The organism is Prosthecodimorpha hirschii, from assembly GCF_001305515.1.
Taxonomy (GTDB): domain Bacteria; phylum Pseudomonadota; class Alphaproteobacteria; order Rhizobiales; family Ancalomicrobiaceae; genus Prosthecodimorpha; species Prosthecodimorpha hirschii.
On the sequence record NZ_LJYW01000001.1, the window covers coordinates 4,173,934 to 4,190,092 of the forward strand.

Annotated in this window: 18 protein-coding genes and 1 tRNA gene; 11 read left to right on the top strand and 8 right to left on the bottom strand. The window is 69.5% G+C overall.

Annotated elements, in window-relative coordinates; all coding sequences use genetic code 11:
• The 4 genes from ABB55_RS18340 to ABB55_RS18355 form a co-directional block, all read left to right on the top strand.
• On the top strand, positions 1-1,004 hold a 1,004-nt coding region (locus tag ABB55_RS18340; protein WP_338053655.1), incomplete at its 5' end, for a cell division protein FtsX.
• 76 nt (positions 1,005-1,080) lie between these two features.
• A complete protein-coding gene (locus tag ABB55_RS18345) occupies positions 1,081-1,734 on the top strand; it encodes a YdcF family protein (protein WP_083463733.1) in 654 nt (217 codons plus the stop codon).
• A 134-nt stretch (positions 1,735-1,868) separates the two neighbouring features.
• The gene (locus ABB55_RS18350) at positions 1,869-2,663 is read left to right on the top strand and encodes a lysophospholipid acyltransferase family protein (RefSeq protein WP_244472072.1); all 795 of its coding nucleotides are present in this window, start codon (positions 1,869-1,871) and stop codon (positions 2,661-2,663) included.
• 147 nt (positions 2,664-2,810) lie between these two features.
• On the top strand, positions 2,811-3,170 hold the full coding sequence (locus ABB55_RS18355) for a hypothetical protein (protein WP_054360093.1): 360 nt from the start codon (positions 2,811-2,813) through the stop codon (positions 3,168-3,170).
• Between the two features lie 243 nt (positions 3,171-3,413).
• Here ABB55_RS18355 and ABB55_RS18360 read toward each other — a convergent pair whose 3' ends face one another.
• Entirely contained in the window at positions 3,414-3,989 is a 576-nt protein-coding gene (locus ABB55_RS18360) for a gamma-glutamylcyclotransferase (RefSeq protein WP_054360094.1), read from the bottom strand.
• Positions 3,990-4,353: 364 nt separating this feature from the next.
• On the opposite strand from ABB55_RS18360, the gene ABB55_RS18365 reads away from it, so the two are divergent.
• Positions 4,354-5,460 (top strand): DUF2125 domain-containing protein, encoded by a 1,107-nt coding sequence (locus ABB55_RS18365; protein WP_160321265.1) that lies wholly within the window; start codon positions 4,354-4,356, stop codon positions 5,458-5,460.
• A 15-nt stretch (positions 5,461-5,475) separates the two neighbouring features.
• On the opposite strand, the gene ABB55_RS18370 is transcribed toward ABB55_RS18365, so the two are convergent.
• From ABB55_RS18370 to ABB55_RS18380, 3 genes are all read right to left on the bottom strand, one after another.
• Entirely contained in the window at positions 5,476-6,654 is a 1,179-nt protein-coding gene (locus tag ABB55_RS18370; protein ID WP_054360096.1) for a GNAT family N-acetyltransferase, read from the bottom strand.
• Between the two features lie 197 nt (positions 6,655-6,851).
• Positions 6,852-7,277: a L,D-transpeptidase gene (locus tag ABB55_RS18375; protein WP_054360097.1), complete on the bottom strand. Its 426-nt coding sequence runs from the start codon at positions 7,275-7,277 to the stop codon at positions 6,852-6,854.
• A 115-nt stretch (positions 7,278-7,392) separates the two neighbouring features.
• The gene (locus ABB55_RS18380) at positions 7,393-7,740 is read right to left on the bottom strand and encodes a response regulator (protein WP_054360098.1); all 348 of its coding nucleotides are present in this window, start codon (positions 7,738-7,740) and stop codon (positions 7,393-7,395) included.
• A gap of 152 nt (positions 7,741-7,892) precedes the next feature.
• Between ABB55_RS18380 and ABB55_RS18385 the strand changes: the two genes are divergently transcribed.
• A complete protein-coding gene (locus ABB55_RS18385; protein ID WP_054360099.1) occupies positions 7,893-8,858 on the top strand; it encodes an AEC family transporter in 966 nt (321 codons plus the stop codon).
• Here ABB55_RS18385 and gluQRS read toward each other — a convergent pair.
• The gene (gene gluQRS, locus ABB55_RS18390) at positions 8,846-9,814 is read right to left on the bottom strand and encodes a tRNA glutamyl-Q(34) synthetase GluQRS (RefSeq protein ID WP_054360100.1); all 969 of its coding nucleotides are present in this window, start codon (positions 9,812-9,814) and stop codon (positions 8,846-8,848) included. The two genes, ABB55_RS18385 and gluQRS, sit on opposite strands and share 13 nt — an antisense overlap.
• A gap of 80 nt (positions 9,815-9,894) precedes the next feature.
• Here gluQRS and ABB55_RS18395 point away from each other — a divergent pair, with 80 nt between their 5' ends.
• The 3 genes from ABB55_RS18395 to ABB55_RS18405 all read left to right on the top strand — a co-directional run bounded on the left by ABB55_RS18395 (position 9,895) and on the right by ABB55_RS18405 (position 12,052).
• Positions 9,895-10,539 (top strand): DNA-3-methyladenine glycosylase family protein, encoded by a 645-nt coding sequence (locus tag ABB55_RS18395; protein WP_054360101.1) that lies wholly within the window; start codon positions 9,895-9,897, stop codon positions 10,537-10,539.
• 97 nt (positions 10,540-10,636) lie between these two features.
• Positions 10,637-11,302: an alpha/beta hydrolase gene (locus ABB55_RS18400; protein WP_054360102.1), complete on the top strand. Its 666-nt coding sequence runs from the start codon at positions 10,637-10,639 to the stop codon at positions 11,300-11,302.
• A gap of 192 nt (positions 11,303-11,494) precedes the next feature.
• The gene (locus tag ABB55_RS18405; RefSeq protein WP_054360103.1) at positions 11,495-12,052 is read left to right on the top strand and encodes an HNH endonuclease; all 558 of its coding nucleotides are present in this window, start codon (positions 11,495-11,497) and stop codon (positions 12,050-12,052) included.
• A gap of 63 nt (positions 12,053-12,115) precedes the next feature.
• On the opposite strand, the gene ABB55_RS18410 is transcribed toward ABB55_RS18405, so the two are convergent.
• Entirely contained in the window at positions 12,116-12,649 is a 534-nt protein-coding gene (locus tag ABB55_RS18410; protein ID WP_054360104.1) for a disulfide bond formation protein B, read from the bottom strand.
• Between the two features lie 90 nt (positions 12,650-12,739).
• The gene (locus tag ABB55_RS18415; protein ID WP_054360105.1) at positions 12,740-13,327 is read right to left on the bottom strand and encodes a YqaA family protein; all 588 of its coding nucleotides are present in this window, start codon (positions 13,325-13,327) and stop codon (positions 12,740-12,742) included.
• 148 nt (positions 13,328-13,475) lie between these two features.
• Here ABB55_RS18415 and ABB55_RS18420 point away from each other — a divergent pair.
• Both ABB55_RS18420 and ABB55_RS18425 read left to right on the top strand, forming a co-directional pair.
• Positions 13,476-13,561, top strand: a tRNA-Leu gene (locus ABB55_RS18420).
• 166 nt (positions 13,562-13,727) lie between these two features.
• Positions 13,728-14,948 carry a tyrosine-type recombinase/integrase gene (locus tag ABB55_RS18425; RefSeq protein WP_054360106.1) on the top strand — a complete coding sequence of 407 codons (1,221 nt, stop codon included), beginning with the start codon at positions 13,728-13,730 and terminating at the stop codon, positions 14,946-14,948.
• Positions 14,949-14,953: 5 nt separating this feature from the next.
• Here the strand turns inward: ABB55_RS18425 and ABB55_RS18430 are convergent, their stop codons facing one another.
• Positions 14,954-16,069, bottom strand: a complete 1,116-nt coding sequence (locus ABB55_RS18430; RefSeq protein WP_054360107.1) for a tyrosine-type recombinase/integrase — start codon at positions 16,067-16,069, stop codon at positions 14,954-14,956.
• Positions 16,070-16,159: the final 90 nt, after the last annotated feature.

The window sequence follows — 16,159 nt, forward strand, 5'->3', positions numbered from 1 at the left end:
ATCCGGTGCCGGCGCGCACCGGCCCGAAGACCCTGGGGCCGAAGACCAACAGCCGCGCCGCCGGGCCGTCGGGCGCCCGCCGGCCGATGCGCCCCCTCGCGCGTTCGCAGCCGAGCGTGCCCGTGGTGCCGCCGCAGGCGGTCGCCGGCCGGGCGCTGATCCTGGTCGTCGCCATCATGGGCTTCCTCGCCTGTCTCGCCTTCGGGGTGCTGACGCTGGTCTCCGATGCGGCCAGGAGCTGGCAGCTCGACGTGTCGCGCGAGGTCACGATCCAGCTGAAGCCCGTCGATGGGGTGCCGGTGGAGGCCAACCTGCAGGCCGCCATGGCGGTCGCGCGCGAGACCGATGGGGTCCGCGACGTGCGCCTCCTGTCGGAGCGCGACAGCGCCCGCCTGCTGGAGCCGTGGCTCGGCGCCGGGCTGGACCTGTCCGGCCTGCCCGTGCCGCGGCTGATCGTTCTGGAACTCGCCGATCCCGCCGCAACCGATCTCGTCGGCCTGCGCAGCCGGCTGGCGCGCGAGGTGCGCGGCGCGGTGCTCGACGATCACAGCGTCTGGGCGGCGCGGCTCAGAACCATGGCCGGCACCATGGTGGTGGCCGGCTGGCTCGTGGTGATCCTGGTGCTCAGCGCGATGGTGCTGTCGGTGGTCTTCGCCACCCGGGCCGCCATGGCCGGGAACCGGGACGTGATCGAAGTGTTGCATTTCGTCGGCGCGGAGGACGGCTTCGTCGCGCGCGAATTCCAGCGCCACTTCCTGCTGCTCGGGCTGCAGGGCGGCGCGGCCGGCGGTCTGACCGCGATGCTCGCCTTCGCGGTCGCCGACTGGATCACCCGGGTGACGCCCGGCACCGCGGCCAGCGATCAGGCCCAGGCCCTGTTCGGCGGCTTTTCGGTCGGCTGGACGGGCTATCTCGGGGCGGTCGGGATCGTCGCCCTGGTGGCCGCACTGACCGCCGTCACGTCACGGCTGACGGTGCGCAGCTATCTGAACCAGATGGACTGAGCGGCCGGGCGGGCCGCCGGCCATCGCGGCGGCGCCGGCCCATGGCGTCGGACCGCAACGTGCGATCGAGGCGTGAATGACGGCATTCGGGTCGGGTCCTGCGGCGGAAACTTCCAACCGGCGGCGCGGCTGGGTGCGGCATGGGCTCGCGGCGGCGGCCGCGTTGCCGGCGCTGGCGCTCACCGCGGGCCTGGTCGGCTTCGTCTGGTTCGCCGATCACGTCGCCACCGGCTATCCGCCGGCAGACGATCATGCCGACGGCATCGTGGTCCTGACCGGCGGCCGCGACCGGGTCCAGCTGGCCGTCGAACTGCTCGAACAGGGCCGCGCGCGCCGGCTGCTGATCTCGGGCGTCCATCCGGCGACCACCGCCCATGACATCCAGCGCGCGACCGAGGCCAATCCGGGGCTGTTCGCCTGTTGCGTCGATCTCGGCCATCAGGCGGAGACGACGACCGGCAATGCCCTGGAAGCCGACATCTGGGCGCGGGCGAACGGCTTCGAGTCGCTCATCGTGGTGACCAGCGCCTACCATATGCCGCGCGCCCTGCTGGAGCTCGAAAGCTCGCTGCCGGGCGTGCGGCTCGTGCCGCGCCCGGTCAAGCGGCCCGAACTGGAACTGGACACCTGGTACCGCCGGCCCGGGACGGTGAAGCTTCTCTTGGCCGAATACGTGAAGTATATGCTCGCGCGCGTCCGCCTCGGCCTGGAACTGGTCGGTCGCGCCTGAGACACTGCCGCGGGCGGCGATGCGGGCCGGTCGGGCGACGGCGCCGCGCACCGGCCCGTCTCGCCGTCCGCGAAGCTGCCGCGATCCTCCCGCCCGACCTTCCCCCGGCACCCCCGCCCCGGATCCCCTCGACGATGCTGTTGTTCCTGCGCTCTCTGGCCTTCAACGTCGCCTTCTACATCAACATGATCGTCTGGATGATCGTGCTCCTGCCGGCCATGCTGCTGCCCAAGCGCATCCTGCATGCCGGCATCCAGGTGTGGTCGCGGCTGAATCTGGTCCTGCTCGAGGCGATCGCCGGGACCCGCGTCGAGATTCGCGGCCTGGAGAATCTTCCCGCCGGCGGCGTGCTGGTCGCTTCGAAGCATCAGTCGACCTTCGAGACCCTGGCGCTGCTGCATCTCTTTCACGATCCCGTGTTCATCCTGAAGAAGGAACTGGCCTGGATTCCGGTTTTCGGCTGGTTCTGCGCCAAGGTCGGCATGATTCCGGTCGACCGCGCGGGCGGCCGCGAGGCGCTGCGGGCGATGACCAAGCGATCGGTCGAGGCGCTGCAGGCCGGGCGATCGGTGCTGATCTATCCGGAAGGCACGCGGCGGCCGCCGGGCGTGGAGCCGGCCTACAAGGTCGGGGTCGCGTTTCTGTATCGCGCCACCAAGGCGCCCCTGGTGCCGGTAGCCCTGAATTCCGGCCTGTTTTGGCCGCGGCGCGGCTTTTTTCGCTATCCCGGGCGCCTGGTGGTGCAATTCCTGCCGCCGATCGAGCCCGGCCTGTCGGCCGAGGCGGTGATGGCCCGGCTCCAGTCCGTGATCGAGACGGCCTCCGACGCGCTGGCGATCGAGGCCCTGGAGAGCCCCAATCCGCCACCGGCGCCGCCATCGGCGGCCCGCTATCTGGCGGACCGTCGCAAACCGGTCACGCCGGCGTGAATAATCCTGACGCGTCAATTTGACACATTGGCTGGTCTTCTTGTTGCCGGGCCGTGACCGCACGCATGCAGTCATGACGAACCAGCATGCCGATTCGCTTGCGGCAGCCTTGGGAATGTTCTATGAATGTTCTCACTGGAGACAACGATGTGCCGTCCCGCCTTCATGACCGCAGGAAGCCCTGACAGTGCCCGTGCCATCGGTCTTGCGGATCGCTTCCGCTACTGGAGCGGGGCATCCGGGCGCCGTTATCTGTTCTCCAGCGTCGCCGCCGATACGCTCGACGATCTCGCCGAGGCGGTCCTTTTGATCGTCGTCGAACCGGACGGCGAGGCCGCCCATGGCGAGCCGCGTCTGGTCTGGATCGGTTCGATCGATCGCGACGGCGTCCGGCAAGGCCGTTCGCTCGGCCCGATCCCGCATGAGCGCACCCGCTGCTGGGCGCATTTCCTGGCCCGCGACGAAGAGGCCCGGGCCGCCATCCTGGCCGACCTCGCCGGTTCCTGAGGCGAGGGGTCGGCAGCGGCGGCGCCGGGATCGGCCGGTCGCTCGGAGACCGATCCTGAGGGAGACCGTTCGGGTCCGCCGAACCGTTCGGGTCCGCCGATCCGTTCGGGTCCGCCGAACCGTTCGGGTCCGCCGAACCGTTCGGAGCCGCCGATCTGACCCTATCCACCGATCCGGCCCGCCGGAATGCCATCCGATGCGGCCGGATGCCGTGCCGTGCCGTGCCGGGCTCGCGCCGGTCCGCTATTCCACGTCGTCCACATCCGCCGCCGGGGAATGGCCCGGCCGTACGCGCAGATCGGCGGCGAGCGCCTCGATCAGGCCGTCGCGGATGCCGAGCCCGGCCATATGGTCGGCCGTGTTGAGGACATAGTCCGGATTGGCGCCCGAGATGCCGCGCCCCTGGCGCACATGACGGAGGAGATCGGGCAGGGCCAGCTTGCCGGCATATTGGGGATGGCTGCGATCGACCACGTAGAAGAGCGCCGGCACGATCCGCCCCGAACCGTCCGCGAGCGCGGCCGGGCGAACCATCTCGCGGTAGACCGCGGTCACCTGTTCGCGCTCGCGCAGATAGGCGAGCACCGCGGCCGCCTTCGCCGCCTCGACCCGGAAGGCGAGGCCGCGGCAGGCGCCGCCGCGATCGAGGCCGAGCACCAGGCCCGGGTGTTCGCGGGTGCCGCGATGGACCCAGGAATAGACGCAGAGCGATCTGTGCCAGCCGTTGACGCGTGCCGGCACCTGTTCGACCGGATCGAAACCCGGTCGCCACATCAGCGAGCCGTAACCGAAGACCCAGAGATCCTGCCCGTCCAGCATGTCATGTCCGCGTTGTGGCCGCCCATCCGCCTGGCGTGCGAAGCCGCAGTCTGCCGCGGGTTAGCAAGGCCGGGCCGGCAGCGCAATGCGCAAGCCCGAAGGACCGGCCGCCGATCGCTTCGGTGCGCGCGACTTGGGACGGGTCAGATCGTCCGGCGCTCCGGTCCATCGCCGGCCGGTCGCCCATCGTAAGCCGCCCGCCCGGCGCTGGGCCGGCTTGACCTGGGCCGAGAACTGCCGCAATCGGTCGCAATCCTCGATCCGCGGTCCTCGGATCGGGTATCTTCTTCTTGGCACGCCGACCGGTCCGAAGTTCATGCGGACTTCCGGCCTCGGGGCGGGCAGCAGCGAAAGGCTCGGCGTGATGGCAGGGACGGCAAAATCGTCGGGACGGCTCGGACCCAGGCTGATCCTCGGCCTCGTGCTGATCGCCGCAGGCCTCTGGACCGCCGCCTGGTTCTATATCCGCGGCCAGGTCTCGACCGAGATCGACCGGTCGCTCGCCCAGATGGCCGCCGGCGGTCTGGTGATCGAGTGCCCGGAGCGCAGCGTGGCCGGCTATCCGTTCCGCATCGAGATCCGCTGCGACGGGCCGACCTTCGAGGATCGCGTCAGCGGCCTCAAGGCTACCGCCCGCGGCCTGCGCGCGGTCGCGCTGGTCTATCAGCCGAACCTGATCATCGTCGAACTGGATGCCCCGGTCACGGCGACCACCCGCACCGGCGCGAAGCTCGCCGCCCAATGGGGCGTCATGCAGACCAGCCTGCGCTTCCGCGACGGCGAACTGCAGCGCGCGTCGGTCTCCTTCGATACGCTCGACGGCCGCTGGTCGCCGGTCGGACAGCCGGAGGCGACGCTCGCCGCCACCAGGCTCGAACTGCACGGCCGGCGCGACGAGGCCGTGGAGGGTCTCGACATCGCCGCCTTCGTCACCGCCGGCAAGGTCACGGCGGGCGGCCAGCGCCTCGGTCCGGAGGCCGTCAACCTGTCGCTCGACGCGAGCCTCGTGCGCCTGCCGCTGGAGCCGGGCGGAGGGCCGCATTTCCTGGCCGATTGGGCCGACAGCGACGGGCGCGTCGCGCTGAAATCGGTCAAGGCGGTGGCCGGACCGGCGACCCTCGAGGGGCGCGGCGAAATCCGCCTGGAGACGGACGGCATGCTGTCGGGGGCGATCACGCTGATCGCCAACAATCTCGAACGGCTCGGCGAGGCGGCCGAGCCCGCCAAGGCCGAGAAGCCGAAGTCCGCAAACGGCAGGCCGGTCAAGGACACCGCCGGCCCGCCCGAGATCACCGTGACGCCCGAGATGGCGGCACTCGCCGGCGGCTTCCTGCTGTTCGGCAAGCCGGCCAAGGACGGCCCGCCCGGCGGCCGCAGCCTCGAATTCACCCTCGACCACGGCCGCATGAAGCTCGGCGCCACCCCGCTCGGCCGCCTGCCGCCGCTCTTCCTGGTGCCGCAGGGCTCATAGGCGAGCGCGCGGCGATCAAGCGGGCGGTCCGGTCCGCTGCGCCTTGCGACGGCTGCCGAAGCGGGCGCGCAGCGCATCGCGCAGGCCGCGGGCGCGCGCCCGGGCGCGGTCGTGGAACTCGAACTCGAGGCCCTTGAGGCGGACGCCGAAATGGCCGCGCCCGGCCGGCCCGACGATCAGCGTGCCGATCTGGATGCGCTCGCGCCACAGATGCTCGATCATCGGATGGCCGGCGACCGCGAGGCTGTCGGCGAGCCGGAAGCCGGGGTCGTCGAGCAGCCGGGCGCTCGCCTGCAGCATGATCTGCACGCCGGGCGACTGCGCGGCATAGGCCTCGTCATAGGCGATCTTCCATGGCCAGGCCGCGGCGCCGTCGCGGACGCGCAGCAAGAGCGCGATCGGCCGCCCGTCGAGACGAAGCCGGTCGATCGTCAGGGCGCCCGCCCGGCCGAGCGCCTCGACGGCGGCCTCGACGAAGGCGAGCGCGGCCGGCTCCTGTCGCAGCGCCGTGCCGCTGCGGCCCTTCCATCCGGCGGCCTCCAGGGCCAGGAAGTCGGCGAAGGCGGCCCGGATCTCGTCCGGAACCGTCGCCGCGTCGGCGACCAGGTGGCCCTGTTCGGCGAGCCGGCGGGACTGACGCGCATATTCCTTGCGCCGGCGCGGTTCGATCGCCGCCAGCCGATGCGCCTCGGGGCTGCGCTGGCCGGCGAGCGCCGCACGGGCGTGCGATCCGTGGCGCGCCCAGGCGAGGCCGAGCCGCCGGGCCGCCTGCACGAAGGCTTCATGCACCGGTCCGTCGAGCCGCTGGTCGGGCAGCGCGAAGGCACCGAGCCAACCGCCACCCCGGTCCGACAGGTCCGACAGCAGCGCCATCCAGGCCGCCTCGGCGCCGCCCGGGCCGTCGGACGCGACCAGCGGGGTGCCGAGCGGGGCATAATCGTCGCTCCAGAGCGCCGTCACGCGTCCGGTCAGGCCGAAACCGATGCGCCGGCGGGCGACGGCGGCGAGCAGGACCAGCCGTCCGTCCGGGGCCTCGACCGTGACCATTTCGGCCTCAGGCGCGAAGGCGGCGAGCCGTGCCGGCAGGACATCGGGTCCCAGGAAGACATTCGGCTCCAGCGCCCGACAGGCCAGATCGCGCCATGCGGGCTCGATCGCCGCCGCGTCGGCGAGGCTCCGCCGCCTGACGACCAACCCGTCCGGTCCGCCGGGCGTGCGGTCGTCCGGGCTCGCGCCGGGCGGTGGCGCCGGCGTTCGATCGGCGAGGATCGGCGGTCCGGCAGCATCTGCCAGTCCGGCGGCAGCCGCAGCACGGGCCATATCCGCGTGGGAAACCATATCGGCGTGGCGGGCCGGCGAGAGCCGAGGATCCGCGACGGCCGCGGGCGCGGTCACTGGGTGATCACGATCCGGCTCGACTGGAGCCCGTGTTCGCGCACCAGCGCGAAGAGTTCCTTGGCGTTGGCGGGGGCGAGCCGGACGCAGCCATGGGAGGCCGGCTTGCCGAGCCGGGCGACCTCGGTGGTGCCGTGCACCGCATAGCCGCCGGTGAAGAAGATCGAATGCGGCATCGGCGCATTCCTGTACTTTTTCGAGCGGTGCTGCGCGGACAGCCACTGTGCCTTGTAGTCGCCGGTCGGCGTCGTATAGCCCCGCCGGCCGGTCGAAACGGTCCATTCCTTGGCAGGCTGACCGTCGACATAGACGACCATCTTCTGGGTCGAAATCTGCACCCGGGCCTCGACCGCCGCCTCGGCGGACGGACCCATCAACGGAAGCAGGAGGACAGCGAGGAGTGCGGCAAAGAAGATACGCATGACCGGGACGCTCCGTACTGACGTTTCCGTGGACGAAACCCGTCCGAGTGTATTCAAGCCCGGACTTTCGTCCAGGTCTGTTGCAAGAAGAGTGATGTTTTCGATTGGCGCGAGACTAGCTGGCGTGTCGGAAGGCCCGTGCCTTGGTGACCGCGGCATGCAGGTCGCGCACGCTGTAGGGCTTCTCGAGCCACCCGGCGAGCACGCTCGGCAGCAGGGCCGGGCGGGCGCGTCCGGTCACCGCAATCAGGGCGGCGCCGCGGGTGCCTGGCCGGGACGCCAGATCGACGGCAAGATCGAGCCCGTCGCGATCGGGCAGGCCGAAGTCGATCAAGGCCACATCGAAGGCATGGCGGTCGGCCTGCTCGACGGCTTCCTCGGCACAGGTCGCCATGGTTGCTTCCGCCCCGAAGGCTTCCAGCATGGTCTCCGCCAGGCGGCGCGCGATTTCATGGTCGTCCACGACCAGAACTTCCAGGCCGGCTGCGCCAGTCCTGCCAGATGGGTCGAGTGATCGGGCCACGAAATCGTCTCCGCATGGCTGGTGACCGGAAAACCCTATCGCGGCGGTTTTAAATCTTCGCTAAACGGCAAGCTCAACAATTGGTACATCGCATGACTTTCGCCGAGATCGGTGTCATCGTCCTGCCGGTCTTCGGGCTGGTCGGGCTCGGGTTCCTGGCGAGCCGCTTCGGGCTGGTCGGCGACCGGGTCGGGGACGGGCTCGGCGATTTCGTCAACGTGATCGGCATTCCGCTGCTGATCTTCCGCACCGTCGGCACCGCGCATTTCCCCGACCAGTCGCCCTGGCCGCTGTGGTTCGCCTATTTCGGCGGCGTGATCGTCGCCTGGGCGCTCGGCACCCTGATCGCCACGCGCGTGTTCGGGCGCTCGCGCACCGAGGGCGTCATCGCGGGTGCCTGCGCCTCCTTCTCCAACACCGTCATGGTCGGCGTGCCGCTGATCGTCTCGGCCTATGGCGAGGCCGGCGCGCTGCCGCTGTTCATGCTGATCTCGGTCCATCTGCCGGTCATGATGGTCACCGGCACGCTGCTGACCGAACGCGCCGCCCGGCTCGACCGTGGCGCCGTCGAACCCTTCGATCTCGCCCGGGTGCTGAAGCGCATCCTGCGCAATCTCATCACCAACGCCCTGGTGATCGCGCTGGCGGCCGGCGCCCTGTGGCGGATGACCGGACTGCCGCTGACCGGCGTGCCGCGGACGGTGATCGACCAGCTCGCCAGCGCGGCCGTGCCCTGCGCGCTGTTCGCGCTCGGCATCGGTCTGAAGCGCTACGGCCTGTTCGGCGAGTTCCGCATCGCCGCGGCGCTGTCGGTGGTCAAGCTCCTGGTCATGCCCGCCTTCGTGCTGGTGCTGGCCCATTTCGTGTTCGGCCTGACGCCGCTCTGGACGGCCGTCCTGACCGTGACCGCCGGCTGCCCGTCGGGCGTCAACGCCTATCTGTTCGCCGTCCGCTTCGACACCGCCCACGGCACGGCCTCGAACTCGATCGGACTGTCGACGGCGCTGGCCGGCTTCACCATGGTGCTGCTCTTCAACGCCGTGGTTCAGTTCGGCTGAGCCGCCGTCCGATCGCCGTCCCGGCCGGGTTCCGGCTCCAGCCCGACCATCCTGCAGATGTCGGCCGGCGACGCGCCGCCGGCGCGCAGGGCGGCGAGGCTGGTGTCGTGCTGCGACTTGGAGAGCTTGCGGCCCGCGCCGTCCAGAATCAGCCGGTGGTGCCGGTAGACCGGTTCCGGCAGGCCGAGCAGCCGCTGCAGCAGACGGTGGACCGAGGTCGCGTGGAAGAGGTCGCGGCCGCGGACGACATGGGTCACGCCCTGCAGCGCGTCGTCGACCACGACGGCGAGATGGTAGCTGGTCGGCGTGTCGCGGCGGGCCAGGATCACGTCGCCCCAGCGTTCCGGCGCGGCGGCGATGCGGCCGGTCTCGACCCCCTGTTCTTCGACCCCCTGTCTTTCGCCTCCTGGGCCTTCGCCTCCCGGGCCCTCGCCCTGCTCCTGCCAGGTGAGCCCGTCGCCGGCCGCAGCACAGGCCGCTTCCATCCGGAGCCGCCAGGCGAACGGTGCGCCCGCGGCGATCCGGCGCGCGGCCTCGGCGGCGTCGAGATCCCGGTCGTCGCCCGGATCGAGCGGCGCGCCGTCCGGATCGCGCGGCCAGGTCCGACCTGCGGCCTCCGCCGCCTCGACCCGCGCCTTGATTGCGCCGCGCGACAGGAAGGCCGGATAGACCAGCCCCATCTCGGTCAGCCGGCCGAGGGCGGCCGCGTAGTCGGCGAAATGCTCGGACTGGCGGCGGACCGGCGTCTCCCAGCGGATCCCCAGCCAGGCCAGATCGGCCAGGATGCCGGCCTCGAACTCCGGCCGGCAGCGCGTCGTGTCGATATCCTCCATCCGGAGCAGGAACCGCCCGCCGGCGGCCTTCGCGGCCCGGAAATTGGTCAGGACCGAGAAGGCATGGCCGAGATGCAGGTCGCCGTTGGGGCTCGGTGCGAAGCGGAAGACGGGGCGGGTCATGGCCGGCCACGCTATTCGATTCGCCCGGCCTTGACGCCGGCGTCCCGATGGCGCCAATCCCAGAGACGGAGGGCGACGGGATGCGGCGGATCGAGAGCGAAGACGACATTGCGGCCGGCCTCGCGGCGCTGGCCGATCTCGACCCGCGGCTCGCGGCCGTGATCGCGCGCGCCGGCCCGGTCCCGCTGCGGCGCCGTCCGCCGGGCTTCGAGGGGCTGGCGCGGATCATCGTCGCGCAACAGATCTCGGTCTCCGCCGCCACCGCCATCTGGACGCGCTTCGCGGCGCTGGTCGATCCGCTCGATCCGGCGCGCCTCCTCGCCGCCAGCGCGGAGGACCTGCGCGGCGCGGGCCTTTCGGCCCCGAAGGTGCGCACCCTCCGGGCGATCTCCGAGGCGATCGTTGCCGGCGCGGTCGATCTCGAACAGGTCGCCGCCTATGCGCCCGAGGAGGCGCATCGGGTGATGACCGCCATATCGGGCGTCGGCCCCTGGACGGCGGATATTTTTCTGTTGTTCTGCGCCGGCCATCCGGACATCTGGCCGGGCGGCGATCTGGCGCTGCAGCACGCGGTCCGGATCGCCTTCGACCTGGAGGCGCGCCCGGCCGAGAAGCCGTGCCGGGCGATCGCGGAGGTCTGGGCTCCATGGCGGGGGGTCGCCGCGCGCTTGTTCTGGGCCTATTATGCCGCTGTCAAAGAGGGCCGCGATACCTTGCCTGCCTGACGCTTCCGCTTCGATCCGTCGTTCCTGCCCGTTCCTGCCTATCCCGAAGTCCCGAAATCCCCAACGTCCCGCAATCCCCGCGCCCCAAGGCCCGCCCATGCCGCTTCTCGATGGTCCCCGTCTCGCTCCGGCCTATGGCGGCCCGGCGCAGCGCCTCGTCGTCCTGCTGCATGGCTACGGCGCCGACGGGCACGACCTGATCGAACTCGGCCGCGATTTCGCCCGTGCGCTGCCGACCGCCGCCTTCGTGGCGCCGAACGCGCCGGAGCGCTGCGACATGACCGGGCTCGGCTACCAGTGGTTCCCGCTCAGCTTCCGCGATCCGTCGGAATATTGGCGCGGCGTCAATCAGGCCGCCCCGCTGCTCGACGCCTTCCTGGACGACGAACTGGCCCGCCATGGCCTGACCGAGGCCGATGCCGCGCTGATCGGCTTCAGCCAGGGCACCATGATGGCGCTGCATGTCGGGCCGCGCCGGCGGCGCGCCTTTGCCGGTCTGGTCGGCTTCTCCGGCCTGCTCGCCGGTCCGCGCGAGCTGGCCGGCGAGGCGCGCTCCAAGCCGCCGGTCCTTCTGCTGCACGGGCAGGAGGACGATGTCGTCCCGGTCGCCCTTCTGGAGCCGGCGGTCGCCACGCTGACGGCGGCCGGCCTCCCGGTCGAGTGGCACCGCCTGCCCGGCCTCGGCCATGGCATCGACGAGGCCGGCCTGGCCTTCGCGGTAGAATTCCTGGCCGGCCGGCTCGGGTCCCGGGCTGCGGCCTGACCGTCGTCCGCAGTTATCCCGGTACCGCATGGCAGCCCGGCGGATCGCCATAGGTGGCAATCCGCGTCAGGATCTCGTGGTCTTCACAAGTCCGACACACGGCCTATAGAATATCGACGTGGGGGAAGGGTCCGGTACGCGCAGCGAGTCGGACCCGCCAACCGTAGCGCGTGCGAGTTCGAGGAGCGTGATTTGACGGTCCACGTATCTCCGGAAGCCCATCCGGCGCTGGTGCTCAATGCGGACTTCCGTCCCTTGAGCTACTACCCCCTGTCGATCTGGTCCTGGCAGGACGCCATCAAGGCGGTCTTCCTGGAGCGCGTCAACATCGTCTCGCAATACGATGTCGAGGTGCGCAGTTCCAGCTTCTCGATGAAGCTTCCGTCCGTCGTCTCGTTGAAGACCTTCGTGAAGCCGTCGCGCAATCCGGCCTTCACGCGCTTCAACGTCTTCCTGCGCGACCGCTTCCAGTGCCAGTATTGCGGCGATCGGGACGATCTGACCTTCGATCATCTGGTGCCGCGCTCGAAGGGCGGCCTGACCACCTGGGAGAACGTGCTGACGGCCTGCTCGCCCTGCAACCTGCGCAAGGGCAGCAAGACCCCGGCCGAAGCCGGCATGCATCCCCATCAGCTGCCCTTCCGCCCGAGCGTGCACGATCTGCACAATAACGGCCGGCAGTTCCCGCCGAATTTCCTGCACGAGTCCTGGCTCGACTATCTCTACTGGGATACCGAACTGGAACCGTGACGGCGGCAGGGCGCAGGCGTCGCGACGGGTATCCGCCGTCGCGGCCGGTTTTGGCGTCCGCTTTCAGCCGAACGCGGCCGTCCGGTGCGGGCGGGCGAGGGCGCCCCAGGCGGCGAGCAGCACGATGCCGGCCGAGACGACCGCGTTCCAGCCGGCGAAGCTCAGGCCGAACATCCGCCAGTCGACATCGGTGCAGCTCGGGATGCGGGTCTTGCCCATGTCGCTGAGCAGATCCATGGCCGAGGTCGGCACGCCGCCGCCGCGTGTGGCGCCGCAATCGGTCGGCCCCTGCCAGAAATTCCATTGCGCGCCGGCCTGATAGATGCCGAGCGCGGCCCCGTAGGCGAAGGCGAGGCCGGCGAGTATCAGACATGCGCGCGTCAGCCAGGACGGGCCGCCCAGACGGTCGGAGACCAGGGCGACCAGGACCAGCGGCAGGCCGACATAGTAGGGCGTGCGCTGTTCCAGGCACAGCTTGCAGGGCGCGTAGCCGCCGATCAGCTCATAGCCCCAGGCCGCCAGGATGGCGGCGAGCCCGCCGACGAGGATCAGGCCGGCGGCGGTGACGGCGGGCCGTTCGAAAAGTCTGGCAAGCATGGCGGGATCCGGTCGGCAGGGGCGGGGCGCCCGGGGAGGGCGGGCGCAGCGCGCCGCGGGGGCGCGCCTGCCGTCCGGCTCCGGGCAGGATCAGAGCGCGTATTTGACTGCCACATAGAGCAGAATGATGGCGGCGGCGGCGAGCCCGGCGATCAGGCCGAGGCGCTGCTCGATGAAGCCGCGGATCGGCTCGCCGTAGCGGCGCAGGAGCCAGGCGAGCGCGAAGAAGCGGGCGCCGCGCGCGACGATGCAGGAGATGACGAACAGCCAAAGGTCGATCGCCGCAGCGCCCGAAAGGATCGTCACCACCTTGATCGGAGGCAGATGGGCGAGGCCGGACGTGACCAGCATCAGCAGGATCGCGTCGCGGCCCGACGAGGTGCGCAGGTGCTCGAAGGTGTCGAGCTTGCCGTAGAGCGCCAGGATCGGCTTGGCGACCTGCTCGTAGGCGTAGTAGCCGACGAAATAGCCGGCAATGCCGCCGAGGACCGAGAACACCGTCGCGACCAGCGCGTAGCGCCAGGCCCGCTCCGGCCGGGCCAGCGCCATCGGCAGGAACAGCACGTCGGCCGGGATCAGAAAGACCGAGCTCTCCACGAAGGCGATCACGGCGAGCCAGGCTTCCGCGGATTTGCGGGCGGCGAGCGAGAGGGTCCAGTCGTAGAGGCGGCGCAGCATGGCCCCCGATTACCCGAGCCGGCTGCGGAAATCCATGGCCTTCGCACCCCGCCCCCAGGCCCCGCCGCACCGCCTTTGCCCCGCTTGTGAATTCGCACCCGCGCCGGATTGACGGAGGGACCCCGCCGACTAATATGCGCCGCCCACTGCCCCAGTGGCGAAATGGTAGACGCGGCAGACTCAAAATCTGTTGCTCGCGAGAGCGTGCTGGTTCGAGTCCGGCCTGGGGCACCATTTGCTTATCCGATAGAGTGCGACAGAAGCCAAAAAGCGGCGGAATTCGGCGGATTTCCATCCGCTCGTTGTCCAGTGCGGGCCGCTGAAATCCCGTTGCATCTCGTCTGATTGGGGGTAGTGTTGGGGGTATCGACCCACACCCCCTCAAGGCGATACCCCCAAGATGTCGCTCACGGACACAGCGATTCGCGCAGCCAAACCGGCGGAACGACCCTACAAGCTCGCCGACAGCGGCGGGCTGTTCCTCCAGGTCGCCCCAAACGGGTCGCGCCTTTGGCGCTTGAAATATCGAGTCGACGGTCGCGAGAAGCTGCTCGCCATCGGCGCCTATCCGGTGGTGACGCTGGCCAAGGCACGAGAGAAACGCGACGAGGCAAAAGCTCTCCTGGCAGATGGCATCGATCCGTCCCGACACAAGCGGGAGGCGAAGCGCGCTGCCGAAGCGGCGGCGTCCAATACGTTCCGCATGATCGCCGAGGAATTGGTCGACAAGCTGCGTCGCGAAGGTCGCGCCGAGATCACCATTGCGAAGAAGATCTGGCTTCTCGATTTCGCCCTTGGCACGATCGGGGACCGAGCGATCACCGACATTTCAGCTGCGGACGTGCTGGAGATCCTCCGCCGTGTCGAAGCCCGCGGCAACCACGAGACGGCGACGCGCCTGCGCTCCACGATCGGCACTGTCTTCCGCTATGCCATCGCGACCGCGCGGGCCGAGACCGATCCGACCTTCGCCCTTCGGGGGGCGCTCACCACTCCGAAGGTGACGCACCGGGCTGCCATCACGAACGAAAAGGCCTTCGGCGGGCTCCTGCGCGCCATCGACGGCTTCGAAGGGCAGCCAACCACCAAGGCCGCCCTTCAACTGATGGCGCTCCTATTCCCTCGTCCCGGCGAGTTGCGCGAGGCGGAGTGGACAGAGTTCGATCTCGACAAGGCCGTTTGGACCATCCCGGCGAGCCGAGCCAAGATGCGCCGCCCGCACAGAATGCCGTTGTCGACGCAGGCGATGGCGATCCTGCGCGAGCTTCACGGCTTTACCGGAAGAGGCCGCCTCGTCTTCCCCTGCATTCGGACCGTGCTCCGCCCGCTCTCCGAGAACACGCTGAACGCCGCCCTTCGCCGGCTCGGCTACACGAAGGACGAAGCCACCAGCCACGGCTTCCGCGCCACTGCCTCAACGTTCCTCAACGAATGCGGCCTATGGAACCCGGACGCGATCGAGCGCCAACTCGCCCATGTCGAAAACAACGATGTGCGAAGGGCTTATGCGCGCGGCGAGCATTGGGACGAACGGGTCCGGATGATGCAATGGTGGGCGGATCACTTGGACCAACTCCGACTTGGCGGCGAGGTGGTCGCATTTCCCTCGCGCCGAGCCTGACGCCGTCAGATCGAAGGGTTGGGACTGGAGCCCTGATTGCGGAGGAAGTGTTCGACAAATTGGCCGAGCTTCGCCTTCATCGCCTCTTGGTCATTGGGATTGCCGAGGTTGGCAATGATTTCCGCCTGCCGGTGGGCCGGGATCGTGCCGTAGCTCTGCAGGGTGGTCAGGACGCCGTCGTGACCCAGATTCTGAGACCAAGCCTTGAAGTCTTCCGGGGTCCGGCAGATCCGCTCGCCGAACACGGCGAGGGTTTTCCGGAACGAATGCGGGTTGAAGTACGGCAGCCCCGCGCGCTCGAAGTTCTCGTGGAAAATCCGGCGGATCGGTGCAGCGTCTGACCAGTGCTTCCGATCGAGCCCGACCACCTCGAACTGCTTCGTCGCAGGCACCTGCTCCACCCTGGAGGCCGGGAAGAGCGGATCGTCGTCACCCCACGACTGATCCTGGCGAAGGAAGGCGATCCAATCCGATACGATCTCGCGTGCGGAGCCGCCGACGGGGAAGAAGGTCGTGTCGAAGCTCTTCGAGAACTTGGTCTTCACCTCTCTGGCATCCTGCCGGAAGCGCCCCAGCTTCAAATCGACATGCTTCAGTTTCGCCGAGGCGATGGCGCCGTCGCGCGCGCCGGTCAGGATGGCGAAGGCGATCACCGCTCGATCGCGCTTCTCGATGGCGGTGTCGTTCGGCATCACGGCGAGCACCCGCTCGATCTGCTCCAAAGTCGGAGCCACCGAGTCCCGGGACGAGGTCGCGATGCGCCGTTTGCCCTCGGTCAGATTGAAGTAGTCGGCATCGGCGTAGGTAAATTTCGACCGGTACCCGGGTTGGCCAGCGAGCCAGACGAAGAAGGCGCGAAGCGCGGCCAGGGTCTGGTGAACCGTCGCCAAAGACAGGGGGCGCCCGGACCGCTCTGACGTCGTTGCTTCGAGTTTGGCTTTGAACGCCGTCGCCTGCCGGATGTGAAACCTTTTGAAGTCCCCGCCCTTCGTATATTCCTCGAACCGGGCGATGGCTGCGGCGGCTTTGTCGACGGCGGCCTCGCTGGCACGCTTCGCCTCCTTCAGATAGGTGAAGTACTCACGCTTGATCCGTTCATTCTGAGGGCAGACTTTTCGCATGTTCGTCGTCCTGCTTTGAAGTGTGCATTACGGGAGGGCGCGCAACGTCAACTCATACTGCCCGCCCGATCCCTCGATGCAGACCGGGCG

Coding starts and splice junctions, on each gene's coding strand:
- ABB55_RS18345 (WP_083463733.1), top strand. CDS start 1,081: ATGACGGCATTCGGGTCGGGTCCTGCGGCGGAAACTTCCAACCGGCGG.
- ABB55_RS18350 (WP_244472072.1), top strand. CDS start 1,869: ATGCTGTTGTTCCTGCGCTCTCTGGCCTTCAACGTCGCCTTCTACATC.
- ABB55_RS18355 (WP_054360093.1), top strand. CDS start 2,811: ATGTGCCGTCCCGCCTTCATGACCGCAGGAAGCCCTGACAGTGCCCGT.
- ABB55_RS18360 (WP_054360094.1), bottom strand. CDS start 3,989: ATGCTGGACGGGCAGGATCTCTGGGTCTTCGGTTACGGCTCGCTGATG.
- ABB55_RS18365 (WP_160321265.1), top strand. CDS start 4,354: ATGGCAGGGACGGCAAAATCGTCGGGACGGCTCGGACCCAGGCTGATC.
- ABB55_RS18375 (WP_054360097.1), bottom strand. CDS start 7,277: ATGCGTATCTTCTTTGCCGCACTCCTCGCTGTCCTCCTGCTTCCGTTG.
- ABB55_RS18385 (WP_054360099.1), top strand. CDS start 7,893: ATGACTTTCGCCGAGATCGGTGTCATCGTCCTGCCGGTCTTCGGGCTG.
- gluQRS (WP_054360100.1), bottom strand. CDS start 9,814: ATGACCCGCCCCGTCTTCCGCTTCGCACCGAGCCCCAACGGCGACCTG.
- ABB55_RS18395 (WP_054360101.1), top strand. CDS start 9,895: ATGCGGCGGATCGAGAGCGAAGACGACATTGCGGCCGGCCTCGCGGCG.
- ABB55_RS18400 (WP_054360102.1), top strand. CDS start 10,637: ATGCCGCTTCTCGATGGTCCCCGTCTCGCTCCGGCCTATGGCGGCCCG.
- ABB55_RS18410 (WP_054360104.1), bottom strand. CDS start 12,649: ATGCTTGCCAGACTTTTCGAACGGCCCGCCGTCACCGCCGCCGGCCTG.
- ABB55_RS18415 (WP_054360105.1), bottom strand. CDS start 13,327: ATGCTGCGCCGCCTCTACGACTGGACCCTCTCGCTCGCCGCCCGCAAA.
- ABB55_RS18425 (WP_054360106.1), top strand. CDS start 13,728: ATGTCGCTCACGGACACAGCGATTCGCGCAGCCAAACCGGCGGAACGA.
- ABB55_RS18430 (WP_054360107.1), bottom strand. CDS start 16,069: ATGCGAAAAGTCTGCCCTCAGAATGAACGGATCAAGCGTGAGTACTTC.